This is a genomic window from Streptomyces sp. NPDC096323 (genome assembly GCF_040302845.1).
Classification (GTDB): Bacteria; Actinomycetota; Actinomycetes; order Streptomycetales; family Streptomycetaceae; genus Streptomyces.
Window position 1 is genome coordinate 200,354 of sequence record NZ_JBEOSI010000007.1, and the last position, 26,441, is coordinate 226,794.

The 26,441-nt window shown below is 69.6% G+C and carries 31 protein-coding genes and 1 tRNA gene; 13 read left to right on the forward strand and 19 right to left on the reverse strand.

Going from position 1 to position 26,441, the window contains the following annotated elements; all coding sequences use genetic code 11:
- Positions 1–2 precede the first annotated feature (2 nt).
- The 7 genes from galU (at position 3) to ABTX18_RS20925 (ending at position 5,504) form a co-directional block, all read left to right on the forward strand.
- Positions 3–905: a UTP--glucose-1-phosphate uridylyltransferase GalU gene (gene galU / locus ABTX18_RS20895; protein ID WP_352124201.1), complete on the forward strand. Its 903-nt coding sequence runs from the start codon at positions 3–5 to the stop codon at positions 903–905.
- Between the two features lie 4 nt (positions 906–909).
- Positions 910–2,220, forward strand: a complete 1,311-nt coding sequence (gene glp, locus ABTX18_RS20900; RefSeq protein WP_352124202.1) for a molybdotransferase-like divisome protein Glp — start codon at positions 910–912, stop codon at positions 2,218–2,220.
- A gap of 123 nt (positions 2,221–2,343) precedes the next feature.
- Complete coding sequence (gene moaC / locus ABTX18_RS20905) at positions 2,344–2,850, forward strand: cyclic pyranopterin monophosphate synthase MoaC (RefSeq protein WP_352124203.1); 507 nt, start codon at positions 2,344–2,346, stop codon at positions 2,848–2,850.
- Entirely contained in the window at positions 2,847–3,365 is a 519-nt protein-coding gene (locus ABTX18_RS20910; RefSeq protein ID WP_352124204.1) for a MogA/MoaB family molybdenum cofactor biosynthesis protein, read from the forward strand. The genes moaC and ABTX18_RS20910 overlap by 4 nt, the downstream gene beginning before the upstream one ends.
- 17 nt (positions 3,366–3,382) lie before the next feature.
- Complete coding sequence (locus ABTX18_RS20915; RefSeq protein WP_352124205.1) at positions 3,383–4,000, forward strand: GNAT family N-acetyltransferase; 618 nt, start codon at positions 3,383–3,385, stop codon at positions 3,998–4,000.
- Positions 4,001–4,163: 163 nt separating this feature from the next.
- On the forward strand, positions 4,164–5,333 hold the full coding sequence (sepX, locus tag ABTX18_RS20920; RefSeq protein ID WP_352124206.1) for a divisome protein SepX/GlpR: 1,170 nt from the start codon (positions 4,164–4,166) through the stop codon (positions 5,331–5,333).
- A 97-nt stretch (positions 5,334–5,430) separates the two neighbouring features.
- A tRNA-Ala gene (locus ABTX18_RS20925) sits at positions 5,431–5,504 on the forward strand.
- A gap of 135 nt (positions 5,505–5,639) precedes the next feature.
- Here ABTX18_RS20925 and ABTX18_RS20930 read toward each other — a convergent pair.
- The gene (locus ABTX18_RS20930) at positions 5,640–6,197 is read right to left on the reverse strand and encodes a TetR/AcrR family transcriptional regulator (protein ID WP_352124207.1); all 558 of its coding nucleotides are present in this window, start codon (positions 6,195–6,197) and stop codon (positions 5,640–5,642) included.
- Between the two features lie 104 nt (positions 6,198–6,301).
- On the opposite strand from ABTX18_RS20930, the gene ABTX18_RS20935 reads away from it, so the two are divergent.
- Positions 6,302–6,919 carry a DUF2867 domain-containing protein gene (locus ABTX18_RS20935; RefSeq protein ID WP_352124208.1) on the forward strand — a complete coding sequence of 206 codons (618 nt, stop codon included), beginning with the start codon at positions 6,302–6,304 and terminating at the stop codon, positions 6,917–6,919.
- Between the two features lie 83 nt (positions 6,920–7,002).
- Here ABTX18_RS20935 and ABTX18_RS20940 read toward each other — a convergent pair whose 3' ends face one another.
- Positions 7,003–7,956 (reverse strand): LysR family transcriptional regulator, encoded by a 954-nt coding sequence (locus ABTX18_RS20940; protein ID WP_352124209.1) that lies wholly within the window; start codon positions 7,954–7,956, stop codon positions 7,003–7,005.
- Between the two features lie 90 nt (positions 7,957–8,046).
- On the opposite strand from ABTX18_RS20940, the gene ABTX18_RS20945 reads away from it, so the two are divergent.
- The 3 genes from ABTX18_RS20945 (at position 8,047) to ABTX18_RS20955 (ending at position 11,349) form a co-directional block, all read left to right on the forward strand.
- Positions 8,047–9,480, forward strand: coding sequence for an MFS transporter (locus ABTX18_RS20945; protein WP_352124210.1), 1,434 nt, complete (start codon positions 8,047–8,049; stop codon positions 9,478–9,480).
- A 244-nt stretch (positions 9,481–9,724) separates the two neighbouring features.
- Positions 9,725–10,525, forward strand: a complete 801-nt coding sequence (locus tag ABTX18_RS20950; protein WP_352124211.1) for an SAM-dependent methyltransferase — start codon at positions 9,725–9,727, stop codon at positions 10,523–10,525.
- Complete coding sequence (locus ABTX18_RS20955; protein ID WP_503061177.1) at positions 10,522–11,349, forward strand: alpha/beta fold hydrolase; 828 nt, start codon at positions 10,522–10,524, stop codon at positions 11,347–11,349. The genes ABTX18_RS20950 and ABTX18_RS20955 overlap by 4 nt, the downstream gene beginning before the upstream one ends.
- On the opposite strand, the gene ABTX18_RS20960 is transcribed toward ABTX18_RS20955, so the two are convergent.
- The 3 genes from ABTX18_RS20960 to ABTX18_RS20970 form a co-directional block, all read right to left on the reverse strand.
- On the reverse strand, positions 11,346–11,828 hold the full coding sequence (locus ABTX18_RS20960) for a GNAT family N-acetyltransferase (protein ID WP_352124212.1): 483 nt from the start codon (positions 11,826–11,828) through the stop codon (positions 11,346–11,348). The two genes, ABTX18_RS20955 and ABTX18_RS20960, sit on opposite strands and share 4 nt — an antisense overlap.
- A 203-nt stretch (positions 11,829–12,031) precedes the next feature.
- Positions 12,032–12,190 carry a hypothetical protein gene (locus ABTX18_RS20965; protein ID WP_352124213.1) on the reverse strand — a complete coding sequence of 53 codons (159 nt, stop codon included), beginning with the start codon at positions 12,188–12,190 and terminating at the stop codon, positions 12,032–12,034.
- Positions 12,187–12,570 (reverse strand): ATP-binding protein, encoded by a 384-nt coding sequence (locus ABTX18_RS20970; protein WP_352124214.1) that lies wholly within the window; start codon positions 12,568–12,570, stop codon positions 12,187–12,189. The genes ABTX18_RS20965 and ABTX18_RS20970 overlap by 4 nt, the downstream gene beginning before the upstream one ends.
- A 280-nt stretch (positions 12,571–12,850) precedes the next feature.
- On the opposite strand from ABTX18_RS20970, the gene ABTX18_RS20975 reads away from it, so the two are divergent.
- Together ABTX18_RS20975 and ABTX18_RS20980 are read left to right on the forward strand one after the other, a co-directional pair.
- Positions 12,851–13,708 carry a helix-turn-helix domain-containing protein gene (locus tag ABTX18_RS20975; protein WP_352124215.1) on the forward strand — a complete coding sequence of 286 codons (858 nt, stop codon included), beginning with the start codon at positions 12,851–12,853 and terminating at the stop codon, positions 13,706–13,708.
- Positions 13,705–13,905, forward strand: a complete 201-nt coding sequence (locus ABTX18_RS20980; RefSeq protein ID WP_352124216.1) for a DUF397 domain-containing protein — start codon at positions 13,705–13,707, stop codon at positions 13,903–13,905. Before ABTX18_RS20975 ends, ABTX18_RS20980 begins: the two co-directional genes overlap by 4 nt.
- Positions 13,906–13,961: 56 nt before the next feature.
- Here ABTX18_RS20980 and ABTX18_RS20985 read toward each other — a convergent pair whose 3' ends face one another.
- The 14 genes from ABTX18_RS20985 to ABTX18_RS21050 all read right to left on the reverse strand — a co-directional run bounded on the left by ABTX18_RS20985 (position 13,962) and on the right by ABTX18_RS21050 (position 26,441).
- Positions 13,962–14,225: a hypothetical protein gene (locus ABTX18_RS20985; RefSeq protein ID WP_352124217.1), complete on the reverse strand. Its 264-nt coding sequence runs from the start codon at positions 14,223–14,225 to the stop codon at positions 13,962–13,964.
- Positions 14,222–14,449, reverse strand: a complete 228-nt coding sequence (locus tag ABTX18_RS20990) for a hypothetical protein (RefSeq protein WP_352124218.1) — start codon at positions 14,447–14,449, stop codon at positions 14,222–14,224. The genes ABTX18_RS20985 and ABTX18_RS20990 overlap by 4 nt, the downstream gene beginning before the upstream one ends.
- Positions 14,450–14,454: 5 nt before the next feature.
- Positions 14,455–15,387 (reverse strand): peptidoglycan recognition protein family protein, encoded by a 933-nt coding sequence (locus tag ABTX18_RS20995; RefSeq protein ID WP_352124219.1) that lies wholly within the window; start codon positions 15,385–15,387, stop codon positions 14,455–14,457.
- A gap of 71 nt (positions 15,388–15,458) precedes the next feature.
- The gene (locus tag ABTX18_RS21000; RefSeq protein WP_352124220.1) at positions 15,459–15,908 is read right to left on the reverse strand and encodes a hypothetical protein; all 450 of its coding nucleotides are present in this window, start codon (positions 15,906–15,908) and stop codon (positions 15,459–15,461) included.
- Between the two features lie 12 nt (positions 15,909–15,920).
- The gene (locus ABTX18_RS21005) at positions 15,921–19,274 is read right to left on the reverse strand and encodes a hypothetical protein (RefSeq protein ID WP_352124221.1); all 3,354 of its coding nucleotides are present in this window, start codon (positions 19,272–19,274) and stop codon (positions 15,921–15,923) included.
- 12 nt (positions 19,275–19,286) lie between these two features.
- On the reverse strand, positions 19,287–22,508 hold the full coding sequence (locus ABTX18_RS21010; protein ID WP_352124222.1) for a phage tail tape measure protein: 3,222 nt from the start codon (positions 22,506–22,508) through the stop codon (positions 19,287–19,289).
- A 199-nt stretch (positions 22,509–22,707) separates the two neighbouring features.
- Positions 22,708–23,223 carry a DUF7426 family protein gene (locus tag ABTX18_RS21015; RefSeq protein ID WP_352124223.1) on the reverse strand — a complete coding sequence of 172 codons (516 nt, stop codon included), beginning with the start codon at positions 23,221–23,223 and terminating at the stop codon, positions 22,708–22,710.
- Positions 23,223–23,711, reverse strand: coding sequence for a phage tail tube protein (locus ABTX18_RS21020; protein ID WP_352124224.1), 489 nt, complete (start codon positions 23,709–23,711; stop codon positions 23,223–23,225). Before ABTX18_RS21020 ends, ABTX18_RS21015 begins: the two co-directional genes overlap by 1 nt.
- Positions 23,712–23,721: 10 nt before the next feature.
- Positions 23,722–24,153: a minor capsid protein gene (locus ABTX18_RS21025; protein ID WP_352124225.1), complete on the reverse strand. Its 432-nt coding sequence runs from the start codon at positions 24,151–24,153 to the stop codon at positions 23,722–23,724.
- On the reverse strand, positions 24,150–24,500 hold the full coding sequence (locus ABTX18_RS21030) for a hypothetical protein (protein ID WP_352124226.1): 351 nt from the start codon (positions 24,498–24,500) through the stop codon (positions 24,150–24,152). Before ABTX18_RS21030 ends, ABTX18_RS21025 begins: the two co-directional genes overlap by 4 nt.
- Positions 24,497–24,814, reverse strand: coding sequence for a hypothetical protein (locus ABTX18_RS21035; RefSeq protein WP_352124227.1), 318 nt, complete (start codon positions 24,812–24,814; stop codon positions 24,497–24,499). The genes ABTX18_RS21030 and ABTX18_RS21035 overlap by 4 nt, the downstream gene beginning before the upstream one ends.
- Positions 24,811–25,200, reverse strand: coding sequence for a hypothetical protein (locus ABTX18_RS21040; protein WP_352124228.1), 390 nt, complete (start codon positions 25,198–25,200; stop codon positions 24,811–24,813). Before ABTX18_RS21040 ends, ABTX18_RS21035 begins: the two co-directional genes overlap by 4 nt.
- A 6-nt stretch (positions 25,201–25,206) precedes the next feature.
- A complete protein-coding gene (locus ABTX18_RS21045) occupies positions 25,207–25,428 on the reverse strand; it encodes a hypothetical protein (protein ID WP_352124229.1) in 222 nt (73 codons plus the stop codon).
- A gap of 8 nt (positions 25,429–25,436) precedes the next feature.
- Positions 25,437–26,441, reverse strand: a complete 1,005-nt coding sequence (locus ABTX18_RS21050; RefSeq protein ID WP_352124230.1) for a major capsid protein — start codon at positions 26,439–26,441, stop codon at positions 25,437–25,439.

Consider the following 26,441-nt stretch of genomic DNA (forward strand, 5'->3'; position numbering starts at 1 on the left):
GCATGACTCAGTCGAACCTCAGGATCACCAAGGCCGTCATCCCGGCGGCGGGCCTGGGCACCCGCTTCCTGCCGGCCACCAAAGCCACTCCCAAGGAGATGCTTCCTGTCGTCGACAAGCCTGCCATCCAGTACGTCGTCGAGGAGGCGGTCGCCGCCGGACTCTCCGACATCCTTATGGTCACCGGTCGGAACAAACGTCCCTTGGAGGACCACTTCGACCGCAATTACGAGCTTGAGTCGGCGCTGACCCGCAAGGGCGACGGCGAACGGCTGCGCAAGGTCCAGGAGTCGAGCGACCTCGCCTCCCTGCACTACGTCCGCCAGGGCGACCCGAGGGGGCTCGGCCACGCGGTGCTGTGCGCGGCTCCGCACGTGGGCGATCAGCCGTTCGCCGTCCTCCTCGGTGACGACCTGATCGACCCGCGCGACCCGCTCCTCGCGCGCATGGTGGAGATCCAGGAGCGCGAGGGCGGCAGCGTCATCGCGCTCATGGAGGTCGCGCCGGAACTGATCCACCAGTACGGCTGCGCGGCCGTCGAGCCGACCGTCGAAGGCGACGTCGTGCGGATCACCGGCCTGGTCGAGAAGCCCGAACGGGCCGACGCGCCCAGCAATCTCGCCATCATCGGCCGCTACGTCCTGGACCCCGAGGTCTTCGCCATACTGCGCAGGACCGAGCCGGGCCGCGGCGACGAGATCCAGCTGACCGACGCCCTCCAGCTCCTGGCCGAGGACGAGAAGGCCGGCGGCCCGGTGCACGGCGTCGTCTTCAAGGGCCGCCGCTATGACACCGGTGACCGGAGCGACTACCTGCGTGCCATTGTCAGACTCGCGTGCGAACGTGAAGATCTTGGCCCGGAGTTCCGGACCTGGCTCCGCAGTTTTGTCACCGAGGAGATGTAGCACCTTGAGCAGCACGATCTGGTCGGTGGACGAGCACCTGGAAGACATCCTCGCCGCGGTGAGGCCGCTCGAACCCATCGAGCTGCAACTGCCCGAGGCCCAGGGCTGCGTCCTGGTCGAGGACGTCATGGTGGAGATCGCCCTGCCGCCCTTCGACAACAGCTCGATGGACGGGTACGCGGTCCGCGTCGCCGATGTGGAGGGCGCCACCGAGGAGTTCCCGGCCGTCCTCACCGTCATCGGGGACGTCGCGGCGGGCGACGCCGGCCTGCTCGGCGACCAGCGCGTGGGCCCGGGTGAGGCCGCCCGCATCATGACGGGCGCTCCGCTCCCCGCCGGCGCCGAGACCGTGATCCCGGTCGAGTGGACCGACGGCGGCACGGGCGGCGGGCCCGCCGCCACCATGCGCGCCCACAGCGGCGCCCCCGAGGGCGCGCGCGGCGAGGTCCGCGTCCACCGCCCGGCCGAGGCCCGCGCCCATGTGCGCGCCCGCGGCAGCGACGTGCGGCCGGGCGATCTGGCGCTGCGCGCCGGTTCGGTCGTGGGGCCGCCCCAGATCGGCCTGCTCGCCGCGATCGGCCGCTCGACGGTGAAGGTGCGGCCCCGCCCGCGCGTCGTCGTCATCTCCACCGGCAGCGAACTGGTCCAGCCCGGCGAGGAGCTGACCGGCGGCCAGATCTACGACTCCAACAGCTTCGCGCTGACCGCCGCCGCGCGCGAGGCCGGAGCGATCGCCTACCGGGTCGGCGCCGTCACCGACGACGCCGAGACACTCCGGGCCACGATCGAGGACCAGCTGATCCGGGCCGACATCGTCGTCACGACCGGCGGCGTCAGCGTCGGCGCGTACGACGTCGTCAAGGAGGCCCTGTCTCCGGTCGGCGACGAGGACGAGCCGGGCGGCGGCGTCGATTTCCGCAAGCTCGCCATGCAGCCGGGCAAGCCGCAGGGCTTCGGCTCCATCGGGCCGGACCACACCCCGCTGCTGGCCCTGCCGGGCAACCCGGTGTCCAGTTACGTCTCCTTCGAACTGTTCGTACGGCCCGCGATCCGCACGCTGATGGGCCTGCCCGACGTGCACCGCCCGACCGTCAGGGCCTCGCTCGTCACCGACAAGGCGCTGTCCTCCCCGGCCGGCAAACGGCAGTTCCTGCGCGGGACGTACGACGCGCAGGCGGGCACCGTCACGCCCGTCGGCGGTTCCGGATCGCATCTGATCGCCGCCCTCGCGCAGGCGGACGCGCTGATCGTGCTGCCCGAGGACGTCACCTCCGCCGAGCCCGGCGCGGACACCGAGGTGATCCTGCTCCGCTGACCGCCGCCCGGTGGCGGTACGGTATCTGCCGCTGTGCCTTCCGGGGGACACCCCCCGGACCCCGGACCCTGCACCCCGGTGCAGCACCGGGGCAACCGGCGCCCTACCGCTAGGCGGAGTTAGTTGAGTACGCAGAACAGGCTGACGCACATCGACGAGGCGGGGGCCGCCCGCATGGTCGACGTCTCCGCGAAGGACGTCACCGCGCGCGTCGCCCGCGCCAGCGGCCGGGTCCTCGTCTCGCCGCGTGTCATCGAGCTGCTCCGGGGCGAGGGGGTCCCCAAGGGCGACGCCCTCGCCACCGCGCGCATCGCCGGGATCATGGGCGCCAAGCGCACCCCGGACCTGATCCCTCTCTGCCACCCCCTCGCCGTCTCCGGCGTCACGGTGGACCTCGCGGTGGCCGACGACGCGGTGGAGATCACGGCCACCGTGAAGACGACGGACCGCACCGGCGTGGAGATGGAGGCCCTGACCGCGGTCTCGGTCGCCGCGCTCACCGTCATCGACATGGTCAAGGCCGTCGACAAGTCCGCGGTCATCACGGACGTCCGGGTCGAGGCCAAGTCCGGCGGCAAGTCCGGCGACTACCGGCGCACCACGACGCCGGACGGGGCGGCGGACGCATGAGCGCCCAGGAGACAGCGCCCGCCGGCTACCGCGCCCTCGTGGTGACGGCCTCGAACCGCGCCGCCGCCGGGGTCTACGAGGACAAGGGCGGCCCGCTGATCGCCGACGCGCTGGCCGGGCTCGGCTTCACGGTCGACGGGCCGCAGGTCGTCCCCGACGGCGACCCGGTCGAGCAGGCCCTGCGGGCGGGGGTGGCCGCCGCGTACGACGTCATCGTGACCACCGGCGGTACGGGCATCTCGCCCACCGACCGCACCCCCGAGGTCACCCGCCGCGTCCTGGACCACGAGGTGCCCGGCATCCCCGAGGCGATCCGCGCCGAGGGCCGGGACAAGGTGCCCACGGCCGCGCTCTCGCGCGGACTGGCGGGCGTCGCCGGGCGTACGCTCGTCGTCAATCTGCCCGGGTCCACCGGCGGGGCGCGTGACGGGCTCGCGGTCCTGACCCGACTCCTGGTGCACGCCGTCGACCAGCTCCGCGGCGGCGATCACCCCCGACCGGGGAGCCCGAGCTGAACGTCCCCACGTGGCCGGTGACCCTGGTGGACGGCGACGTCGCCCTCCGGCCGATAAAGGTGCGCGACCAGGGCATGTGGCGCGAGGTGAACCGGCGCAACCGGGACTGGCTGCGCCCCTGGGAGGCGACCGTGCCCCCGCCCGCCCCCGGCGGACCGGTGGCCCAGCGCCCCACGTACCGCCAGATGGTCCGCCACCTGCGCAGCGAGGCCAACGCGGGCCGGATGCTGCCCTTCGCGATCGAGTACCAGGGCCGGCTGGTCGGCCAGCTGACGGTGGCCGGGATCACCTGGGGCTCGATGTGTTCGGGCCACGTCGGTTACTGGGTGGACCAGGAGGTGGCGGGCCGCGGCGTGATGCCGACCGCGGTCGCCCTCGCCGTCGACCACTGTTTCGGGGTGGTCGGGCTCCATCGCATCGAGGTGTGCATTCGCCCGGAGAACGGGCCCAGTCGGCGGGTCGTGGAGAAACTCGGATTCCGCGAGGAAGGACTGCGGCCCCGCTATCTCCACATCGACGGCGCCTGGCGCGACCATCTGATCTACGCGCTGACCGCTGAGGAGGTGCCCGACGGACTGCTCCGGAGGTGGCACCGGGCGCGTGCGCAGCAACCCCCGGGACACCACTCGAAATGAAATGTATGTTCGAAATTGATCGGGCGATGACCGCTAACGAACACGCAAACACCGACTGTTGATCCGAACAATCACAAAAAAAGTCCGTGATATCAGCCGGATCGTGCGACACACCGCGCCAATTGGCGGATGCCTCCATGCAAACCCCTCTACGGTGTGAGATGTGAGCAGCAGCGGCCTCATCTACGCAGTCATCGTCGGGGCCTGGGCCGCCTACTTGGTGCCGATGTGGCTCCGCAGGCAGGACGAGCTCAACGAAGCCCGTCCGACGGAACGCTTCAGCACCGCCATCCGGCTGCTGTCCGGACGGGCGGCGATGGAGCGCCGGTACGCCAAGGAGCTGCGGGAGCGCACCGACGAGGAGGCGGCGCCCGACGCCGACCCGGACGCGGTCACGGACCGAATGGATTCCGTCGACGTCCGGGCCTTTTCCGCGCCTCCGGCGCACACCGAGGCCCGGGTGCACGACCCGGCCCGTACGCCGGAGCACTCCGCCCGGGAGCGCCGGTCGCGAGAGCGCCCCGAATCCGTGTCCTCCGACTCCGAATCATCCGTCTCGCTCCCCGCCCCCGCCCGGCGCCCGCGCCCCGGCGGAATCGACGCGGAGCGCGCCCGGCGTGCGCAGCGCCTCCAGGTGCTCGCGCGCCGCCGGCGCACCACCGTCGTCCTCTTCCTCGGGTTCACGCTCGGCGCGGTCGTCGCGGCGGTCGGCGGCCTCCGCTTCCTGTGGGCACCGGCGGTCCCCGCCGTGCTGCTGAGCACGTACATCGTGCATCTGCGCGCCCAGGAGCGACGCAGGTTCGCCTTCACCATGGACCGGCGCCGGGCGGAGGTCGCGGCGCAGCGGCTCCGCGAGAACCGCCCCCGCCGCCACCAGTCGGCCGCGACGGCCCCCGCCGAGTCCGACGAGGACTCCGAAGCCCGCCACCCCGCCCCCGAGCCCACCCCCACGGTCTCCCCGCAGGAGGCCGGCCGCCGCGCCCTGGTCGAGCAGACGGACCACGCGGAGTGGGTCGACCAGCAGCGCGAGCGCGGCCGGGTCCAGGGCGACAGCTGGGAGCCCGTCCCGGTCCCGCTGCCGACCTACGTCACCGCTCCGGTCGCCCCGCGCGCCACGGGCGGCATCGAGGTCGGCAACCCGGAGACCTGGAGCGCGGCCCGCTCCTCCGCCGCCGAACCCGCCCACCCGGCGACGCCCCGGACCGCGACCCCATCCGTGGACCCGGCCCCGCGCCAGCGCTCGGCCCAGTCCCGCCGCGCCCGCGAGCGGGGCCGCACCCCGCTCTTCGACCAGTACGACGAGGACGACCGCCCCCGTGCGGCCAACGAGTGAGACCCGGCCCCGCCCGCTGCGACTGCGACTCGGCTGACCAGCGCGGAACGGATTACCGACCACCCCGATCGGGGTGCTAAAGTTTCACTCGTTGCAAGGGCCTGTGGCGCAGTCTGGTAGCGCACCTCGTTCGCATCGAGGGGGTCTGGGGTTCAAATCCCCACAGGTCCACCGCAGCTCAGAGCCCCTACCGGGGAAACCCGGTAGGGGCTCTTTGGCGTCGTACAGCAGCGAAGTACAGCAACTGGGATCTGATCTTGTGTGCCCAGTGCGGCAGGTCCACAGCCTGAGGTGGCTCCGGGCCGTTCAGTCCAACAGCCGTTTCCTGACCGCGCCGAGGACTTCCGCGCGGCTGCGTGGACCGTTGTCGGCGGCGATGAGGTGGTCGCCGATGCGCAGCGAGAAGGTGATCAGGCAGCGCGCCTCGACATCGCCCTCGTCGGGGCAGAACGCCGCGTAGAGCTCGCGCAGATAGTCCATGCGCCGGTTGTCGGCGCGGCGGAGGCAGCGCGCGACGCCTTCGTCGCGCCGGGCCCACTCGCGGATCGCGAGCTCGACCCCGGTGTTGGTCACGGGGTCCGCGCCCGCGCCCACGAAGTCGAAGAGGCGGCCGAGCCGCTCGCGGGCGTCGCCCCCGTCGCGTTCGATGCGCTCGATGACGCCCTCGGTGACCCCGCGCTCCCAGGTTTCGAGCATCTCGTCCAGCAGGGCGGCGCGGTTGCGGAAGTAGCCGTAGAAGCCGCCCTTGCTGACGCCGAGGGCCTGGGCGAGGACCTCGACCCGGACGGCCTCCGGACCACCGGCGGCGAGCGCCCGCAGCCCTTCCTCGACCCACTTGTCCCGCGGCGTGCGGATCGCGCCCATGCCGTTTTCTCCCTCGCTTGTCGCCGCGAGTATACGCAGCCGTATAGACAGGGCTATGCTCGATCTATACGGCACCGTATAAATCGTAGGGACAGGAGCCCGCCATGAGCCGTCTGCGCCTTCGACCGACCGAACACACCTCCCGTCCCTGGCGGATCCATGAGGTCGCCGGCGACTTCCGCCTCGAGGACGTGTGGGAGCTGCCGACGCCGGGCGGCCCCGACGATCTGCACCACCTGGCTCAGCAGATGGCGGACGGCAAGGACGACAAGGGCAGCCCGGACGGCGGCAACCCCGTGGGCCGCTTCCTCTTCGCGGTGCGCTGGAAGCTCGGCGCACTGCTCGGCTGGGACAAGCAGGACTCGGGCGTCGGCGGCCGGGTGGCGACGCTCCGGGACCGGCTGCCGGACGACCTGCGCGAGGGGCCGCGCGGCCCCGCCTTCGCCGGGGCGCGCTTCACGTCGGTCTTCCAGACCCATGACGAGTGGGCCGCCGAGTACGCGAACAAGACGATGCACGGAGTGCTGCACATCGGCTGGGTCCCCGACGGAAACGGCGGCTACCGCGGGCAGATGGCCATCCTGGTGAAACCTAACGGCCGCCTCGGCTCCCTGTACATGCTGGGCATCAAGCCCTTCCGGTATCTGGGCGTGTATCCGGCGCTGATCCGCTCGATCAGCCAGGAGTGGCGTGAGGGCGCGGCGCGCCGGTCGGCTCACTGACGCCCTCCGGGCCGGCACGCGCAGTCGGCGGCGCTCCCGCTTCAGTCGCAGGACGCGCGGCCGTGACCGGGTAAGGCTGGCTGTCAGCCACCCAAGTGCTCGCGCAGCACCGCCTGGAAGCCCTTCAGGCTGGGATTCGTGGAATTACGGTCCAGCCATGTCATGGTCACCCTGGTCCGCAGGTCTGTATCGCCGATCTCGACGACGGCCACCTCGCCCCGGTCGGCCTGTTCGCGCACCGAGATCAAAGGGAGCAGTGCGCAGCCCATCCCGGCGGCCACGCACGCGCCCAGGGTGCCGAGGCCGGAGACCTCCGCGATCGGTTCCTTCGACGGCACGGACCGGAAGGTGTTGTCGTACATCTCGCGGAATCCGCATCCCCGCTCGGTGGCGAGAAAGGGCTCCGCCGCCAGGGCACGCAGGTCCGCCCGGCCTCGTTCGGCGAGGTGGTGGCCGGGAGGCACGATGACGACCAGTGGGTGTTCGGCCAAGGACTCGAAGCGCAGCCCCGCATCGGCGGGCGGGTCACCGAAGGTCAGGCAGAGGTCCAGATCGCCCCGGCGCACCGCCTTGTACAGCTCACCGCGGCTGTCCTGCCCCACCCGCACCCGGGCCTGCGGATTGATCGAGCGGTAGGACGAGAGAACAGCCGGCAGCAGGTAACGTCCCACCGTCTCCAGCGTGCCGATGGCCAGTTCCGCAGCAGGTCGCGCGACCGCCCACCGTGTCTCCTCCAGAAGTGTGAGGATGCGGTCGGTGTACTCGGACAGCACCGCTCCCTGCGGAGTGAGCCGCACTTTGCGCTGTGACCTGTCGAGCAGGTCGACACCCAATTCACGTTCCAGTGACTGGATCTGGTCGCTCACGCTGGACTGCGCATAGTGCAGTTCACGGGCCGCCTGCGTGAAGCTGAGGGTCCGTGCCACCGTTTCGAACGTCCTGAGATGGCGCAACTCCATGCGCAGACCCCCTAGTTGCGGACCCATCGGCTGAACCGATGGCGACCACAGGGTATTCCCTTCTTCGCCGCCGTCCATTCCCCTCCCGTGTCGGCTTGGATGAATGCTCCGTCTCCCACGAAACGCTCCCGGCGACGGAAAGACCGATTCCGGACCGAGAGGAAACACATGGCAACACAGGCGGAACCGCAGCGGGCCCCCGCCACCGGCAACGAACCGGCCCGTAAACCATCCCGCACTCTGCTGGTGGGACTCTCGCTCGGCTACTTCATGGTCCTGCTGGACACGACGATCGTCTCGGTCGCGCTCCCCGCCATCTCCCGTGACCTGCACATCGGGCTGAGCGGGCTGCAGTGGGTCACCAACGGCTACACCATCACCTTCGCCGCGCTGCTCCTCACGGCGGGCTGGCTGTCGGACCGGTACGGCGGCCGCCGGATCTTCCTCTGGGGGCTCGTGGCGTTCGGAGTGCTCTCCGGCGTCTCGGCCGCGGCGACGACGCTCCACGCGCTCGTGGCGTTGCGCCTGGCCCTCGGCGTGGCGGGAGCGCTGCTGCTCCCGGCGTCGCTGGCCGTGATCACCCACGCGTACACCGACGCCTCGGAGCGAGCCCGTGCGGTCGGCTCCTGGGCCGCCATCACGGGCGCCGCGCTCGCCGCCGGGCCGCTGGTGGGCGGTGTGCTGACCGATACGGTCGGGTGGCGCGCCATCTTCCTGATCAACGTGCCGCTGGCCGCGGTCAGCCTCGTCATCACCCTGCGGCTGGCCCCGGAGACCGCGCGCAAGCAGCGCAGCGGCCTCGACCTGACCGGGCAGCTCAGCGGCGTGACCGCCCTGGCGGCACTGGTGTACGCCCTGATCGAGGGCCCCTCCAAGGGCTGGTCGGACGGTGGCGTGCTGATCGCCTTCGCGCTGGCGGCGCTCGCGGTGGTGGCCTTCCTCGTCGCCGAGTCGCGCGCCGGTGACGCGGCCATGCTTCCCCTGCGGATGTTCCGCAGCCGTGGCTTCTCGGCCGCGCTGGGGGCGGGTCTGCTGGCCAACTTCGGTCTGTCCGGGCTCCTGTTCGTCCTGTCGCTGTTCTTCCAGGACAGCCGCGGCTACTCCTCCTTCAGTGCCGGCCTCGCCTTCCTGCCGCTGACGCTGCCGACCGCGTTCAACCCGATCTACACCGGCCGGCTGGTCGGCCGCATCGGCCCGCGCCGCCCCGCCACGACCGGCTTCGTCCTGATGGGGATCGGGGCGCTGCTCCAGGCGCCGTTCACCGGCAACTCCGGCGTCGATCTCGCCGTCACCGTGGTGGGCCTGCTCGCTTTCGGGTTCGGGATCTCCTTCGCTCTGCCCGCCCTGGTGGCCGGGATGGCGAGCTCGATCCCGGTCGACCTCGCGGGCATCGGCGCGGGGGCTCTCAACTCCGCGCGCCAGGTGGGCGCCTCGCTGGGTGTCGCCGCCTTCGGCGTGCTCCTCAACCTCGCCTCGACCAACGCCGGGGGGACCCGATGGGCCCTCGTCGCAGCCGGCGTGGCCCTGCTGGCCGGAGCTCTGATCACCGGCACGGGGCTACGGGGGAGGACGCCCGCCGCCGCGAGGCCGTTCACGAGGTAGCTCGGTTGGTACGAGAGCGCGTCTCAGGATCGTGGCTCGCATTCGATTCCCCCTCGTGGTTGCTCAGTTGACTGGTCAGGTCATTGAGGTCAAGGCAGAACCTACGGGTCCCGGCCGCTCCCGCGGCTCACTGCCGGATTCTCCGAGGAAGAACCGAGGGTTGAGTCGTCGGGCCGTCGATCACCCTCGTCTACGCTGAAATCCCTTACGCACTCGTGAAGTTCTGCGCACCGAGGAGCGCCCTGTGACGGCAGGAATACCCGAGTCCCAGCCCCAGCCCCCGATCGACACCAGCAGGCCTCACCCCGCGCGCGTCTACGACTGGTTCCTGGGCGGCAGGGAAAACTACCCGGCGGACCGGGAGTTCGCGCGGACGCTGCCGAAGGAGACGCGGGGGAACGCCGCGCGGAACCGGGCGTTCATGCACCGGGCCTCCGCCTGGCTGGCGCGTCGCGGGATCGACCAGTTCCTGGACATCGGCACCGGGATCCCCACGGAGCCCAACCTCCACCAGATCGTCCAGGCGATCACGCCGACGGCCCGGGTCGTCTACGCGGACCACGACCCGATCGTCCTGCGCCACGCGGAAGCGCTCCTCGTCAGCACGCCCGCAGGGGCCACCGACTACCTCCACGCCGATGTGCGGGAGCCCGAGGTGATCCTCGAACGAGCAAGGAGGCAGCTGGACTTCGAGCGGCCCATCGCCCTGTCGCTGATCGCGCTGATGCACTTCCTGCCGGACGACCAGCATCCGTACGACATCACCCGCACCCTCGTCGACGCGCTGCCCAACGGCAGTTACCTCGTCCTCTCGCACGGCACCGCCGACCAGCACCCGGAGCTGAGGCAGGACATGGAGGCGGCGTACAAGAAGGGCGCCATCCCGCTGCAGATACGTACGCGCGCCGAGGTCGAGCCGTTCTTCGCGGGGCTGGAGCTCGTCGAGCCCGGGCTCGTCCCCGCGACCGAGTGGTACCAGGAGGAGCCGGCACCGGTCGTCGAGCGCAGTGGCTTCTACGTGGGTGTGGGGCGGGTGGTCCGGTGAGTGCCCGGTTCACGGCGGCGGACGGCACCGTCCTCGCGTACGACGATCTGGGGGCGGCAGACGCGGACCGGCCGCCCGTCGTCCTCGTCCACGGGCATCCGTTCAACCGGACCATGTGGCAGCCGCAGGCGACCGCGCTCGTCGCGGCCGGGCACCGGGTGATCCTGCCAGATCTGCGGGGTTACGGGGAGAGCGGCGTCGTCCCGGGACGGACGTTGTTCGCGGAGTTCGCCGGTGACATCGCCGCGCTGCTGGACCATCTGGGCATCGCGCGGGCCGTCGTCGGCGGGGTGTCGATGGGCGGGCAGATCGCCATGGAGTTCCACCGCGCGTACCCGGCCCGGGTGGCTGCGCTGGTCCTGTCCGACACCTCACCGGTCGCCGAGACCGAGGACGGCAAGGCGTTCCGTAACCGCCTCGCCGACCGGCTGCTCGCCGAGGGGATGGGCGGGTACGCGACCGAGGTCATCGACAAGATGCTGGCCCCGTACAACGTCACCGGGCTGCCCGACGTCGCCGAGCAGGTGCTCCGGATGATGCGCACCACCGCTCCCGAAGGGGCGGCCGCCGCGTTGCGGGGACGGGCGGAGCGGCCCGACTACCGTGACTCGCTCGCCGGGGCCCGGGTGCCGGTGCTCGTCCTCGTCGGTGCGGACGACGTCTACACGCCGGTCGCCGAGGCCCGGGCCCTGCACGGGCTCATCCCGGACGCGGAGCTCGTCGTGGTCGAGGGCGCGGGGCACCTGCCGGGTCTGGAGCGGCCCGAGCCGTTCAACGACGCGGTGGTGGGGTTCCTGGCCCTCGCGCAAGGCGGCGGAGTCTAGGACTGGAGCGGCTTCGCGAAGCAGCGGCTGTTCTCGTACGTCCGGTAGTGGCCGAACTTCTCGCACGGCGTGTAGCCGCTGGAGAGGTACAGCGCGATCGCCTCGGGCTGCTTGTCGCCGGTCTCCAGCACCATGCGGGTGCGGCCCGCCGCGCGGGCGTCGGCCTCCAGGGCGGCCAGGATGCGGCGGGCGAGGCCCTGTCCGCGGCCCTCGGCTATCACGAACATCCGCTTGAGCTCGGCGTCCCCGTCCGAGTAGCCCTCTTCGTTGCGCTCCTGCGAGCGCCAGCCGCCGGTGGCGACGGGACGGCCCGCCGCGTCGTAGGCGAGCAGGTACAGGCCGTGCGGCGGGTCGAACATCGTGGCGTCCAGCGGTGTGATGTCGCCCTCGTCCCCGTAACGCTCGGCGTACTCGAGCTGCACGAGATCGTTGAGTTTGACGGCGTCGGGGTGATCGTAAGGGCGCTGCTGGATAATCATGCGAATGATGGTACATGTATGCGAGCGGTCGGCTCGGTATCGTGCCGGGATGCTCACTGTGACCTCCGTAAACGTGTGTAAAACATTACCCCTCTGACCTGCGGGAATCGGGATGCGCTCCGCCTTCGCGTCGGGAGAGGTACCGTACAAACGAGCGGGCCCCGGGGTACACACCACCCCGGGGCCCGCTTTGTGCTGTCCGCCTATTCTGCCTCGCGTGCGGCCAGGCTCATTGCGTTGAGTCTGGCCAGGTACGCACACGGACCACTCGCCCGCTTGCACACCTCGCACAGCTGCGTGTGGTCGAGCACCGCACGATGCAGCACGGTCGCGTCGGACAGCTGGTCTGCGGTCGGAGTCACCACGTGACCACCGCCCACACGATCTTGCCCATGGGCCGCTCCGCAGTGCCCCACGACGCCGCGAGCAGCGTCACGAGGTGGAGGCCGCGCCCGCGTCCGCGTTCGTCCGATGCCGGCTTCATGGCCGGGCGTTTGCGCCGGGTGTCGTGTACCTCGATTCGACAGCGGCCCGGTTCGGCCTGGACGGCGACGCGCAGCGAATCTCCCGGCTCGGACCCGTAGCGCACGGCGTTGGTGACCAGTTCGGACGCCAGTAGTTCGAGCGTGTCGAGAGCGTCATCCGGCGCGTCCGGCGCCTGATACGTAACAGCCTCGCGGACGAAGCGGCGGGCCGGGCGAACTGACTCGGGTGCGGCTACGCAGATCAGCTGTGGAGGCACGGCCGGCGGTCCCGGTCGGGGCGCTGGCAGTAATGCGGGCTGGCGCACGGTCATCGTGCGGCCCCCTTCGACTGTGGCCGGGCAAAAGATCACAACCCGGCGGCCATGAAATTTCTCCCCAACAGAATGCTCCTTGCCAGCGCGGCTGTGCAAGCCTGTCACCCTTGAAATGTAAATTTACATATGCCCGAGAGAATCCCTGTAGTGAGAGGCGGCCAAGGTGACAGGGCAGCGCAGCGCGCGGCAGACTGGACGTGATCAGACAGCGTCGGGAGGGTACGTGTCGGCACCCACGGTCAGACGGCGGCAGCTTGGCCGTACGCTCCGTGCTCTCCGCGAGGCGGCGGGCCTCAGGCAGGAAGAGGTCGCGGCCCGGTCTCAAGGGATCATGAACGGGGCCAAAATCTCCCGTGTTGAGACCGTGAAAACCGCGGCCACCGCCAAGGACGTAGCGGCGATTCTCGACGGTATCGGCGTCACGGACGAAGAACTGCGCTCTAGTCTCCTCAAGCTGACCCGTGAGGGAACCCGCCGCGGATGGTGGCAGAGCTACCGGTCCGTACTCTCGCCCGCCTACGAAGACCTGATCAGTTTGGAGAGCGAGGCGGACCACATCAGCACGTGGCAACCGAGCGCCATTCCGGGGCTGCTCCACACTGCGGAGTACGCCCGGGAGATCATCACTGCCACGGCCATGAATGCGGCAGCTGAGGAGAAGGTTGACGCCCTGGTTGACGTCCGCCTCGCCCGGCAGGGCGTACTCACCCGAGAAAACCCCCTCCACCTGTGGGCCATCATCGGAGAGGCGGCACTTCGGGGCCGCTGCTCCGACCAACGGATCATGACCGACCAACTCGACCGCCTGCTGTCCCTCTCCCGGCGGCCCAACATCGTCATCCAGGTACTCCCGTCCAGTTCGGCACCACACGTAGGGCAAATGGGCGCGTTTTCTCTGCTTGGATACGGCGCGTACTCGGGCCTGGCGGTAGCCCACATCGAGTCGCTGACGTCGAGCCTGTACGTGGAGGACCGTGACGACGTAGCCGTCTACCAGGACGCGACGGAGCGTCTGCGAGCGGCCGCTCTGTCGACCAGGGACTCGACGGAATTGATCACAGAGATAAGGAACAACAAATGATTCGTGATGCCTCGACCCTCCCCGTGACCTGGTGGAAATCGTCGTACACGGACACGGGCAATTGCGTGGAGTGCGGCATCGTCGATGCGAGTGCAGTGGTTGTACGCGACTCGAAACGGCCGACCGGCCCGGCGATAGTGTTCAGCCGGCAGGCCATGGCGGCGATGGTCGGCGCGGTTGCGGCCGGCACTCTGTAACCCGCTCCGGACACGACGAAACCGCCCCCTCCCGCACTTTGCGGGAGGGGGCGCGGTCAGTTCTGGGACATCTGCCACAGGGCCAGGGCGAGGCTGACGACGCCGACCAGGGCGGCCAGCGACGGGAGCGGCCACCGAGCCCGTTCGAGGGCGTCGAGACGCTGCTCGTGGTCCTCCAACCGTCGGTCGGTCTGGTCGGTGCGCTGCGCGAGCAGGGCCAGGCTGCCGTTGACCGTCGCGAACCCCTCGGCCATCGTGCCGCGCATGCGCTCGAGCTCGACCGCCACCGCGGCAGGATCGGACGGGGTCGGGATCGTCACCCGCTGCCCTCCTCACCGGTACCGAGGCCGACGCGGGCGAGCAGCTGCTCGACGGAGGGGAGCGCCATCACCCGGGCGAGTCCGCCGGCCACGGCCAGGGCGCCCGCCACCCACGGAAGGGACTGCGGGATGCCGGACGCGGCGACGATGGCGGGCAGGGCGACGGCCAGGCCGGCCGCGGCCTGAATCGCGGTACGGATGCTGCGCGCGGTGGTCTTCTGCATGGCGGTCACTTCTTCTTTCCGTAGGCGAGGGTGTGGAGCGCGGCCCATCCGCGCGGGCCGATCGCGGGGTCGTAGTGGAGGCCGGCGGCGCGGTAGGCGGGGTGCGCCTGGTGGAAGCGAGCGACGGCGGCCTGAGTGGCGGGCCCGTAGGTGTCCGCCTCCGGAATGGGCTTGGCCATGTAGCTGGCGGCCTTAAGCGCCCGCTGTAGGCCGCGTGCCGAGGGCGACTTGCGGCCCGGGGCGAGGCCGGCGGGGAACTTCGGCGGCGCGTACGGCTTCGGCTTCGGCTTCGGCGCGGTGGGTTTGCTCGGCTTGTCGTCGAGGCGCAGCAGCTCGGCGACGCGGGCCCGGATGCGCGCCATGGTGAGTGCGGGCCCGTCCTTCGTGCCGATCGGGCCGCGCGGGTCGACCTTGCCCGGCTGCCACTCGCTGTGGCCGATCACGGAGCGCTCGTCCCACCCGTGCGCACGGCAGATACCGGCGGCGGCCCGGGCGATGGCCTCGACTTGCACGGCCGGCCACGGGTCCTTGTTGTCGCCGAGGTTGACGCACTCGAACCCGTAGAAGTGCCGGTTGCCGTCGGTGTTGGCCTCGTTGTCGGCGGGCAGCGGCCGCTCATCGATGACGGCCTGGAGGACGTCATCGTCTCCGAGCCCCGCATGGTTCGCCCGGCCGTAGCCGACCAGGTGCACGCGGCCGTCCTTGGCGATGACGCCGTGGCACAGCGGCCCCGGCAGAGTGCTGTGACCGTCGCGGCAGATGGTCACCGACCGATCGGTGCCGGTCGTCACGGTGTGGTGGATCATCACGCCGTGCATCGGACCCCACGCGCCATGTCCGGCGCGGTTGTGGGTGCGCCAGTCGCCGACCTCGACGACGGCCACGCCCTCGGCGCGCAGGGCCGACAGGAACGCGCCCGCGGTGAGTGGTGTTGCCATGGGATGACTCCAGACATGAAAAAGGCCCCGGCCGGATCGGCTCGGAGCGGAAAGCGGGGAGGGTGGGGCGGTCAAGTGATCTGTTCGTAGACCTCGGCGATGATGCGGCAGTGAGACGGAACAGCGGTGACCGTGCCCGTGCCGCCAGTGCGGGCCGCAGCGAGGCGCAGCGTGTGCGTGCCGGCGGCCAGGCCGGTGATGTCCCACCGCTGCGAGGGGGTGCCCTGCGCGCCCACGACGACGTCGCCCCACCGGCCGAAACCGGGGACCGCGGCGCCGTCGAGGGTGAGCTGAACCGAGCAGAACGAGGATGCCGGCGGGGCCGTTTCGATCAGGAAGTTCGCGGCGCCGTCCACCATGATCCGGGCGTTCGCGCCCACGGTGAACGTCAGTTCGCACCCGGGGATCGTGGTCGTGGTCCCGGTCACGGTCAGCGGTGCGGTGCTTGTCGCCGAGTAGATTTCCGGCCGCAGCCGATTGAGTCGTTCGTCGGTCAGCCGCATTCCGGGAAGGATCGGCATGGTGTGGTCCTCCTACAGGGCGGCGATTGTGGGGTGGGCGAGACGGAGATCCGCGCCCGCCAGCTGAGATTTACTGATGCCGTTGACGGCCCGCGTCACGGCCATCTGCTGCGGGCCGGCGTACAGGGTGTCGAACTGGATAGTGAGCGGCGCGTTGCTGACTGACGCGCCGAGCAGGGCGCGGACGGCAACAGACCCAGGGGCGGTCAGCGCCGTGTCAACTACCGTCGCCTGCCACGCTGGTTCCGCTGAGCCTCGCGGCCAGATTTTCCCGGTAAGGGTGCTACCGGCCATGGCGACACGAACCGTGTACCAGACCCCGGGAACGTAGGTGAATCCGGTGGTATACGCACTTCCTAGCTGGGATTCGGCCCCGGAGCGGCGCCGCAGGCTGAAGAGCATGGCGCCCGCGGCGGTGATCTGGACTCGCCCCATGTACATATGGGTGCCGTCCAGGTAACGGATCGTTGGGAAAACGTACGCGGAGTCACCGACGGGCAGCGCGGAGAGTGCGAAATCAAATCGCAGGTCAACGTCCGGTGTCGTGACTGCGGCGGCCATGATGCGAAACGCGTTCGCTGTTGATATGGCGCACCGTCCGGTCCCCCCTGACACCGACCAGTCACCCGCGGGCCCGTCCGCGACTGTCCACGCCTGCCCAGAGTCTGCGGTACCCCATCCGCCGAGCACGGTCCGCCCGAACCTGTCTTCGGCAACGCCGGTAATGCCGGTGACCGTGGCCACCTCGCCCCCGGCGATCACGTCGAACGGAAACTCAGCAGGATAGTCGGCGGTCGATACCCACGGCCGGCCCGCGGTTGTCACGACCGGCCAGGCGGTTGCTGTCTCCGATACTGCGGCGGCCAGTTCTGAGCCGGCCGTATCGGCGCGGGCGCGTGCAGGATCGTTGGCGACCCCGACCCGGTACGGGCCGGCCGGAACGCAGCTGAACGTCACCTCCCACGTACGCGGCAGCGGCTGGTGATCAATCTGCCGGATGAGGAGATCCAGCGGGCCCGGCCCGGTGAACATGGGCGGGTTGATGATCCGCAGGAGATCCCCCGGGCGCAGCGCGAGCACCGCCGGGATCAGCTCGGGCCGTCGGTGCAGCAGGACGCGCACCGACGGATAGCGTGCCTCATCCCATGTGCCGAGGTGCATGAGCCATCCGGCGATCGGCTGTGTCTGGTTGTCGTCGGCGAGCGACAAGGTGACTGATTCCTCGTACGTTCCAACGCCGCCCTGCTCGGGCGGCAGGATCGACAGCGGGCCCGTTTCCAGCACCGCGCGGCCCGACGATCCGCCATCCCGCGAGACCGTAACGTCGTTGCGGAGGGTGGCGTCATCGTCGGTCGGCTCCAGCGGCGGTGCAACCTGCCCGGCCGCGTAGTCGAGGACAAGGGCTGGTGTCTGGTTGTAGAGGCTCGTCCGGTCCCGGTAGACGAGGCCGAGCCGGTCCATGCGCTCGTACAGGATTCCGCGGTCTGTGTCGGCCACCTCGCTGACGAGGGTCATCAGCTCGTCCTGCCCCTGCGGCCCCATGCGGGCGGCCCCCACGGTCGTATCGCCGTCCACCGTGACCAGACGTAGCGCCGGTTCCTCGACGCTGAGGCGAACCAACCGGTCGAGGGCACTCTCGCCGAGGAACGCGCGGTCTGCGCCGGCGAAAATGTTGGCGCCGGGCGCGGCCTGAGTCCCTGCCAGTGCGAAAACAGCGAGGTGGCCGAGGGACATGCCTGACGTGGCCGACCCGTAGTCACCTCGCACGCCGGTGGCCGTGCCCATCGCGCCGGTGTAGACCGTGGACGCTTTCCACCATGCCCCGTTGGCGATGTCCCGCCAGCACGCGGCCACGCGAGTCTGTCCGCCGCCGGCGTCCGACACGTAGACCGTCAGACGGTTCCATGCGCCGGTGAAATCGGAAAGGGCGGTTGCGTCGCTGAACTGGAAGAACGCAACGACTTCCCCCTCTGCGTTGCGTGCCTCGATTCGGACCGCGCCGCCGCCCGCGTAGACGTGGGCGGTGCGCATCACAGACCCGGCCACCGTCACGCGCAGGATCTCCGTGGAGATCGTTGGCATGGTCGGCAGCCGGTACACCAATTCGACCTGCCAGCCCTGAACCGGTGCGGGCGGGACCGTGCCGGAGAAAGTTGCGACGTCGCCGAGGGTGGGCAGCGGAGCCGACCCGGCCAGACTCGAGTCTGCGGCCAGGTCGAGGCCGGACCACTTCAGGGGCTGCACGCCATCGATCGGCGAGTAGATCTGTGTGGCCAGCTCCCCATCCTCCATCGGCCAGTACGCGAGCAGCGTCGGATCCGACGGGATGCGGCGGCGTAGCGTCGACTGCAAGGGGCGGCGGCCCTGGCCGAGGCGGCGCAGGATACCGGCGGCCTCGACCGGCACCCAGGCACTGTGCCCGCCCGGTTCCCAGCGCGGCGGCCACTCCGACACCTCGCCCGCGAACAGGCCCTCCCGGTCGCTGAGTTCCGCCGTCCCGGTCACCGACCACACACGGCCCGCGCTGTCGGTGACGCTGGTCGTACCCGGGGCCAGGGCCCGGAAATCCGGGGCGGCCACGACCGCGCCGCCGATCCCGCTACGAACCTCGGCCCGGTGGGCCCGGCCATGCAGCGGGCCCCAACCGGTCGCGGCTACGGGCGCAATTTCCAGCGGCGCAGTACCCGCGTAGACACTCACCACGCCGGCGAACACCAGCGGCGGACCAAGAGCTGTCCAGGGCCCGGCCAGTGACTCGGCCCAGTACAGAACAGCGGTCATCCCGCCGGCCCCGTTGTCGACGTCGAGCGTGGCACGCAGTGCGGCGCGGAGCGGCAGCGTGGGCAGTAGCTGCGATACGAAGTAGATGCTGGCACCGTCGGGGGACCAATTCAGCGTGAGCAGCCCGTTTTCCAGCCGCAGCATGTACGACCGTTGGTTCGTGGCGCTGACCCATTTCCCCACGAGGGTTTGCACCCCGGGCGCGCGCCAGTCCGCAGTAACCTCCGCCCGAATGTCCAGATCCCCGACGATGTCGAGAGCGGCGACGTCCGGGGTTGCAGCAGCACCGGCCGTAGTCCCGTCCAGGGCGAGGTAGGTCTCATTCCCCGGCACGGTGACCCGCACCGGAGTATTGCGGCCCAGCAGCCCGTAGAACGGGCCCAGAGCATTCCGCGGGGAGTATTTCCCCCCGGTGTTGTTCAGGAGCAGCGAGCAGGACGCAGGGTCTGCCGTAGTGCCCTCGCTCGCTGCCCCATGAGTGATGCGGACCGGATCACGGGTGTACAGGTCCGGCGTGATGTCCGTCCAGGCGCCGCCGAGCAGCAGCTCGGCCCGCAGGCCGATCGCGTCTTCCGGAAACGCCACGCGCCTACCCCCTTACTTCCTCTTGCCCGTGAGCACGAGCTGAACGTCATTGCCACGCACGCGGATCGCGTGCCGCAGCTCCTCAACCAGAGCGTCATCACGGCGGGAGCCGGACGACCGGATTTCGATGACCGTGCGGCCCGTAGATCCGGCCCCGGCACTGCCAGCCGGGGCCGCCATCGAACCGGCCGAGACCGGCACGGCGGACGGGTCGACAAGCGCCGACATCGAGCGGTCGACCGCAGCGCGGCCGCCGTCGATACCGCGGGCCAGGCCCTGCGGGATGTACTGGCCCAGCGCCGCCATGACGCGGCTGGGGCTGTGAATGCCGAGCGCCTTTTTGATGGCCTTCTGCATGGCGAGGGCGATCGTCAACATCTGCTTTTCGATCGACTTCTGTTCCGCCTGGAGTCCCTTAACGAGCCCCTTAGCGGCCTGAATCCCAGCCCCGTACATGGCGTTTCCCGCAGTGCTTCCGGCCTGGCCGGCTGCGGTGACCAGCTGCCCCTGCGTGGCGTTGATCTGTGTGATCTGAGACGCCGACGCGGTCGCGAGTGCTGCCGCCGCGCCGGAGCCCTGCTCGACACCGGCCTGTGCGATCTGCGCAATGAGATCCGCGCGAACGCCCTTCTTACGGAGGGCCGCGAGCTGCTGGGCGAACTGCCGGGCCTGCTTCATCTTCGCGGTGAGCGTCGCCAGAATTGACGCGGCACTGACCGGACCTTCGGCGTTAGCCGTGATATTCGCCGAGTCAAGAACGCCCTTCTTGACGTCCGCGGCCAGTTTGTCCCGCGCCGCTATCTGGTCGCTGAGTCGCTTCTGTGCGGCCTTGAGACGCCCGGCAACCGCCGCTTCCCTATTGGCCAGGGCAACCAGCCGCTTACTGTCCGCGCTGATTCTGCCGAGAGCCTTCGACCGCTTCTTGCCCGGCTTCATTCCGTCGGTCACCATCGCCGCGAGTTTCGCGGCAGCGGAGCGAACCTGAGCAGCCGAGCCAGTGAGCCCGTCAATCAGGCCCCGGGCGACCCAACGCCCCTGCTCTTTTGTGACCTTCGACGGGGAATGGATTCCGAGTGCCTTAGCGATAGGCCCGGGGATCATATCCTTGGCCCAGGCGATCAGCTTCCCCTTGATCCAGCTTCCCATCCCCTTGATGCCGTTCCAGAGCCCTTGAACTACGTTGCGCCCCTTTTCGGCAAGGAGGGTATTCAGGCTGCCGATTCCGCGTGCAATTCGGCCGGGTAGCCCTCGAACCCAGGTTACGAGTTCGGTTGCTTTCTTTATCGAGCCGTCCTTGATGGACTGCCAATGCCGGATGATGAGCCCAACGAGGGTCCACTTGAGGAAGAATCCAACAAGCATCCCCGGAATTTTGGAAACCCATTTCACGATGGAATTCCAAGCGGTTGCTGTACCGCTTTTGATTGAGTCCCAATGCTTAATGATGATTCCAACTAGGGTGAAATTCAGGAACAGGTCGAGCAGCAATTGCCCGATGCCCTTGATTTTTTCCCAGATCCAGTCCCAGGCGGAGGCGGTCCACCCCTTGACCTTGTCCCAGTTCGCCCAGATGAGCAGGCCCAGGCCCACGATTGCGGCGATAACCCAGCCGACGGGGCCCATGGCGATGACCCACGCGGCGGCCATGCGGGCGCCCTGAATCAGCGACTGGGTGCCCATGAGAATCCAGCCCCCGACCACGCGGGCCGCAGCCAGAACCTGGCGGCCGGCTGCCACCCCCGCGGACACACCGGTCATCACCCAACCCGCCACGACGCGGGCAGCCGACACGGTCGCGGTCGCGGCCATGGCCAGCCAACCCCCGACCGTGCGCGCCGCAGACGCGGCCTGCCGGCCCGCAGACCGGAGCGAGGCGGCACCGGACGTCACCCACCCAGCGACGACGCGAGCGGCCGACACGGTGGCAGTAACGCCCATCAGCACGAGAGCGGGCACCAGTACGGCGGCCACGACCTTGGCAACGGTCTTAAGTGTGTCCCCGTTCTTCGCCGCCCACTTCCCGAACCGAACGAGTGCGGGAATTACCCGCGATCCGATTACCTCGACGACACCCTGTTGCAGCGTCCGCTTGAACGCCTCGACGCGAGTGCCAGCGTTGTCTCTGAGCGCCGTTCCGGCCTTGTCCGCAGCGCCGGAAAAGTTCCCCAGCGACGCGACCGCCTTCGACGGGTCAAGCGCCAGAAGCGCTTTCTGTACGTCCTCGCTTTTGGTGCCGAACAGTTCGGTTGCGGCAGCGTCCCGCTTGACGGGATCTTCCATTTCGCGCAGCTTGTCCAGCGTCATTTGCAACGCCTTCGTGGCCTGCGGTCCGCCCGCCCCGATCATCTTCACCATCTCGCCGGACTTCAGACCGATACTCTTGAAGCCGGAAACGATCTTCTTCGAGCCCTGAACACCCTCGATCGTGAATTCCTTGAGCGCGTCAGCAACCACATCCGTATCACGGGCACCCGCCTTCATGCCCTGCGACATAAGACCCGTTGCCGTTTGCGCATTCAGTCCGAGCCGCTGAAAAATAACTGAATACTCATTGAACGTATCGGCGATATCGTCGGCTCGCGGGCCCATCTGTTGCATGCCCTTAGTGATGACGTCCAGCGCCGTTTTCGCATTCGGTGCCAGGCCCGTCTTCATGATCTGTCCAACCGCGTTCGCGGACTGGCCCAGGTCCAATTCGAAGGTGCTCGCGAGGTCACTTACGTTGGTCGCAATGCCCTTGATCTGGGCGTTCGTGGCACCCGCCGGGAGGAGTCCCGCCCGCATCGTCGCCGAAATGGAATCGGCCGCAGTCTGGAAATCCTCGGTCACGCCGTCGGCGTACATCTGCCCGGCAATCTTTCCGTACTGCTTTGCGACGGCCGGCGTCGCTCCCAGCTGCGCTTGCAGGCGCCCGGTGATGCGGCTCTGCTCGAGGGCGGTCGCGATGCCCTGCATGAGCACCGCGCCAGCCGCGACACCAGCCCCCGCCGCCAGCATTTTGATCTTGGAGAACGCGCCGCCGGCAGCGCGCTCGGCGTCGGCCGCGCCATCGCTGGCACCCTCGCGCAGCCCATCGCCGAGCGCGTCACCGGCGTTCTGCCCTGCACGGTCAGCGTCCGACGTCATCCGGCTACCGGATGCCCGCAGGTCGCCCTCAGCGCGCCGCAGCGCGGGCGCCACCTCCCCATCGTCGAGGGTGATGTAGCCGGTGAGTTCACCGATGGTGAGCGCCATTACCGCCCCCGTTTCTGCCCGGTGTCGGGCGGTGAGAAGTGGCGGTTAATGCGGCACTCAGTGGAGAGCAGGCCCGTGATGCGGGCGCGGAGCCAACGCCACGACCGCTCGCGCAGAACGCCGCTGGACGCGTCGATGCCGTACACCTGGTGCAGGTCACATTCGATGAGCGGCCACTGATCGAGCAGGGCATCCCACGTCAGTGCGGGGCCGCCGCCGCCGCCTTGGCGCGTCGAGGTGAGGCCGCCCTCGTACCACTCGTAGAGGCCGGTTTCCGGGTCGTACTCGCCGCGGCCGACGCCGAGGAGCCGCGCGACGCCTGGCGCCTGGTCGCCCGGTTCGGCTCCGCTTTTCCCGGCATGTTGCCGGTGTTCCAGTACGCCTCGGCGGTCTCACGATCGGCAGTGATCCACATCATGGCCGTGAGGGCCACGTGCCGAAACGCCTGCCACTTGAGATCGGCGAGCAGTTCCTCATATGCCTCGCCCAGGCACATGCGGTACAGGTCCAGCTCCTGCCCGTCGTCGAGTGCTGGGGCGTCGACTGCGCTGCCGCCCGCGGCAAGGCGGGCGGCCAACGTGGTGATCCGTTCCACCTGGAGACCGTCCAGGGCAGACGGGCCGTCAATCCGGTACGTGCGCGTCTCCCCGTCCGCCCCGGCGATGGGCAGTTCGAGGTAGTCGTCGAGGAAATCCTCGAGTGCTTCGAATGCCATCAGGCGCCACCGCCGACCGCGAGCGGGTTCTCGATCGGGAGCAGCGGGCCGTCACCGGTAAGCGTCACCTCGACCTGATCCAGGGCCGTGGCCTCGCCGCCGGACGGCGCCCACGTCACCAGGGCGCGGCCCTCGTACGCCTCCGGCAGGCCGGAGCGGTCCATGTACCGGACGTGCACGTACGAGGCGGACCCGTATGCGAACGAGGCCAGGCGCAGCGCCTCGTGCACCGGGTTGTACACCTTGGCGGTCTCCTGCACCTTCCGGTTGATCGTTGCGGAAAGCTCCCAGCTCTGGCCGGTCTTGGTGTTCCCGGCCCAGCCCTCGCCCTCGTAGTCGGAGCTGTCCTCGATGTTCGGCTCTGCGGCCGGCTGGAACTCGGTCACGCCCGGGCACAGGGCCCATACGGGTGTTGCGCTGGTTCCGGTGTTGACCTCCAGCCGCCAGCGGCGGGCGAGGGCAGTGATGTCCGGCACGGGGGTACTCATGGCGGTGCTCCTACTCGTATGCGTTGGGGCCCGGGCGCGTGGTCCGGGCGTAGTAGTTGGCGGTGATCTCCAGTCGCCTGTTCGCGTCGGCGCCTAGGACGGCCTCGGACTGGCGCCACATCAGGGCCACCGGCACACCGCGGAGCGCGAATCCCTCGCGGCCGTGCAGCACGGCGAACACCTCGTCGGCGATGCGTGCGACGTCGCGCGGGTCGAGGCCGGCCCGCATGCGGACCTGCACGGCGGTGATCGCGTCCGTGTGCGCGGTGTCCTCGATGGGGTACGGCGTCAGGCAGATAGCGCGGTCCGGGGACGGCGGCATGACGTACGTCGTGATGGCCGTCTCGCCCGGCTGAAACACGCTGTCGGGCCGGTATACGCCGAGGGCCTGGCCGGTAAGAAGCTCGGCCAGGCCCTCCAGGATGTTGACGGTGTAAGTCATCTCAGCGACCGCCGCAGCTGCGCGGCGATGATGTCGCGGACCGTGTCAGCCTCCTCGGCAAGGGGCTGTTCCAGGAATTTGGCGGTTCGGCCGGCGTCGTGGCGTAGCGACATGTCCTCGTGCTGCCGGACCGCGTACAGGGTGTCGTAGGCGACGGCGCCCGTGAGCTGTTCCTCGTCGACTGTGGCTGTGCCCGACCGTTCGAGAGTCGCCTCTTCGATCGGGACGCGGCCGCGGGACACCTGCAGGACGTGTTCAGTGCCGAGACGCAGACCCCGAACAGCGGCCTCACGGGTACCCCTGATAACGGCCTCCCCGTCCCATCGCAGACGCGCGCGCTGTGTCACTCGCAGCTCACCTCCGAGGACTGGGGCACGGGCAGGCCCGGCGCGGTGTGCGAGGCGGCATTGATCGCGGTCGTGATCCGGCCGGATGGCAAAGTGATCCGCGACTCGGCCGGACAGTCGAGGCCCGGCGCGGCGATGATCTGCGCGGTCGAGGTGACCTCGCGGCCGGTCCGGTCCCGCACGGTGCGGACCGTCTCGGCGACCAGGGCCCGCACGTTGGTGACGGGCGGGCCGTAGATCTTCCCGAAGCTGCCGTCACCGAGGTACGGCTCGATGGTGATGCGGTGCGGCAGCAGCCACGTGGGCACTCTCACCAGATCACCCCCGGCAGCAGTCCGGCCCGGGTGAGCGCACGCAGCGCCCGCGGGCCGACGTCGACGGCGTCCGGGGTGGTGGGTCCGTCGCGGCGGCCGGACATGGAGACCGGGCCGATGCTGACGGAGTCCCAACGCCCGGCCGCGCCGGTGTCGTCGCCGCCCTGGCCGATCACGTACTCGGCCTGCGCGACCGTGGCGGCGGCCAGCGCCTCGACCACGGCCGGATCGGTCGGCATGCCGGCCGCGTCGGTGTCGTAGATCGCGGTGCGGCACGCGTCGTCAATGTCCTCGGACGCGCGCCGCAGCAGCCGTTCGGCGTCGTCGGGGGCCGGTTGCCCCGTCTGCTCCGCCAGCTGCTCAGGAGTGGCGTACACACGGGGCACCGGCGGTCACCCCTTGGCGGCTCGGGCCGGGGCCTTCGCCTTGGCGTCGGTCTCGGCGGGCGCCTGTTCGTTCGGGTCGGCCTTGACCGCCTCGACGGTGTAGCCGTGCCGCCGGAAGTACGCAACTGCGCCCTCCGAGTCGGTTTCGGCCTCACCGTTGGCGAACCACACGCCGGCCACCTTGCCGTGGAACTCGGGGACGGGAGTGCTGATCTTGAAGGTGCTCATGGGTGGCCTCACTTGACCTTGATGTTGCGGAAGACGCTGGCGGCCTTGGTGGCCTTGAGCACGACGCCGATCGGCCCCATCTCGACCTCGCCCTTCTTGACGGCGCCAGCGCCGGTGAAGTCGGGGAGCCACGTGCTGACCAGCTCGCCGCCCACGGTGCTCACGCCGTGGAACCCATCGAGACCCATACGGACCGCGTAGAGGTCGGTCAGGCCGGTGGTCGAGACCGTTGCGACGGTGCGCGTCTCCACGGGAATGATCGGGTTGTTGCTGCCGGCCTGCTCGCCCGGGTCCACGAAGGTCACACCGCCGTAGGACTCGCGGACGATGGGGCGGCCGTTGGCGCCGATCAGCCCGTCCACGGGGTCCTTCGTGTACTGGCCGGCGCGGCGGGCGAGGGCCCGCACACGGGCCAGGGCCTTGGAGTTGCCGAACACCATCGACGGCGCGCCGTCGAGCATGCTCAGCCACTCGTCGAGCAGGTCGAGCGCCTTCTGTTCGGCGCGCGGGTCGGTGTCGAAATCCGTCCAGTCGGTGACCTCGCCGAGCCGGAACTCGGTCGAGCTGCCGGACAGGGCCTTGTCGAGGCCGTCGAAACCGTCCTCGTCCACGGCCGTGTCGCCGTTGATGACGGCGTCCTGGAACTTGGTGCGGGCCGCCTTGATCTTCTGCTGCATGTTCAGCGTCACGGCACCGGACGCACCGGGGCCGAGCTTCGCGATCACGCGGTCGATCTCGAACGAGCCACCGAGCACGGCGAGGTCCACCGAGTGCTTCTCGGTCGTGACGTTGCTCGGGGTGTACTCCTCGTTCAGCTTCCTGAACGCGGCGGTGGGCTGGGTGACGAGTCGCCGGTAGCCGTAGGTGAGGGTCGCGCCCCCACCCGCCGGGTTCACGACGTCGTCGAACGTCAGCGCGTCGAGGACCGCGGATTCCTTGCGGAACTCGTCAATCACCATGACGTCGATGTCGTCCTGCGTGTTGTTCTTCGCCTCTGCGAGGGTCACGGCCAT

Coding starts and splice junctions, on each gene's coding strand:
- galU (WP_352124201.1), top strand. CDS start 3: ATGACTCAGTCGAACCTCAGGATCACCAAGGCCGTCATCCCGGCGGCG.
- ABTX18_RS20910 (WP_352124204.1), top strand. CDS start 2,847: ATGAGCGCCCAGGAGACAGCGCCCGCCGGCTACCGCGCCCTCGTGGTG.
- ABTX18_RS20930 (WP_352124207.1), bottom strand. CDS start 6,197: ATGGGCGCGATCCGCACGCCGCGGGACAAGTGGGTCGAGGAAGGGCTG.
- ABTX18_RS20935 (WP_352124208.1), top strand. CDS start 6,302: ATGAGCCGTCTGCGCCTTCGACCGACCGAACACACCTCCCGTCCCTGG.
- ABTX18_RS20940 (WP_352124209.1), bottom strand. CDS start 7,956: ATGGACGGCGGCGAAGAAGGGAATACCCTGTGGTCGCCATCGGTTCAG.
- ABTX18_RS20945 (WP_352124210.1), top strand. CDS start 8,047: ATGGCAACACAGGCGGAACCGCAGCGGGCCCCCGCCACCGGCAACGAA.
- ABTX18_RS20960 (WP_352124212.1), bottom strand. CDS start 11,828: ATGATTATCCAGCAGCGCCCTTACGATCACCCCGACGCCGTCAAACTC.
- ABTX18_RS20980 (WP_352124216.1), top strand. CDS start 13,705: ATGATTCGTGATGCCTCGACCCTCCCCGTGACCTGGTGGAAATCGTCG.
- ABTX18_RS20990 (WP_352124218.1), bottom strand. CDS start 14,449: ATGCAGAAGACCACCGCGCGCAGCATCCGTACCGCGATTCAGGCCGCG.
- ABTX18_RS20995 (WP_352124219.1), bottom strand. CDS start 15,387: ATGGCAACACCACTCACCGCGGGCGCGTTCCTGTCGGCCCTGCGCGCC.
- ABTX18_RS21000 (WP_352124220.1), bottom strand. CDS start 15,908: ATGCCGATCCTTCCCGGAATGCGGCTGACCGACGAACGACTCAATCGG.
- ABTX18_RS21010 (WP_352124222.1), bottom strand. CDS start 22,508: ATGGCGCTCACCATCGGTGAACTCACCGGCTACATCACCCTCGACGAT.
- ABTX18_RS21015 (WP_352124223.1), bottom strand. CDS start 23,223: ATGGCATTCGAAGCACTCGAGGATTTCCTCGACGACTACCTCGAACTG.
- ABTX18_RS21020 (WP_352124224.1), bottom strand. CDS start 23,711: ATGAGTACCCCCGTGCCGGACATCACTGCCCTCGCCCGCCGCTGGCGG.
- ABTX18_RS21025 (WP_352124225.1), bottom strand. CDS start 24,153: ATGACTTACACCGTCAACATCCTGGAGGGCCTGGCCGAGCTTCTTACC.
- ABTX18_RS21045 (WP_352124229.1), bottom strand. CDS start 25,428: ATGAGCACCTTCAAGATCAGCACTCCCGTCCCCGAGTTCCACGGCAAG.
- ABTX18_RS21050 (WP_352124230.1), bottom strand. CDS start 26,441: ATGGCCGTGACCCTCGCAGAGGCGAAGAACAACACGCAGGACGACATC.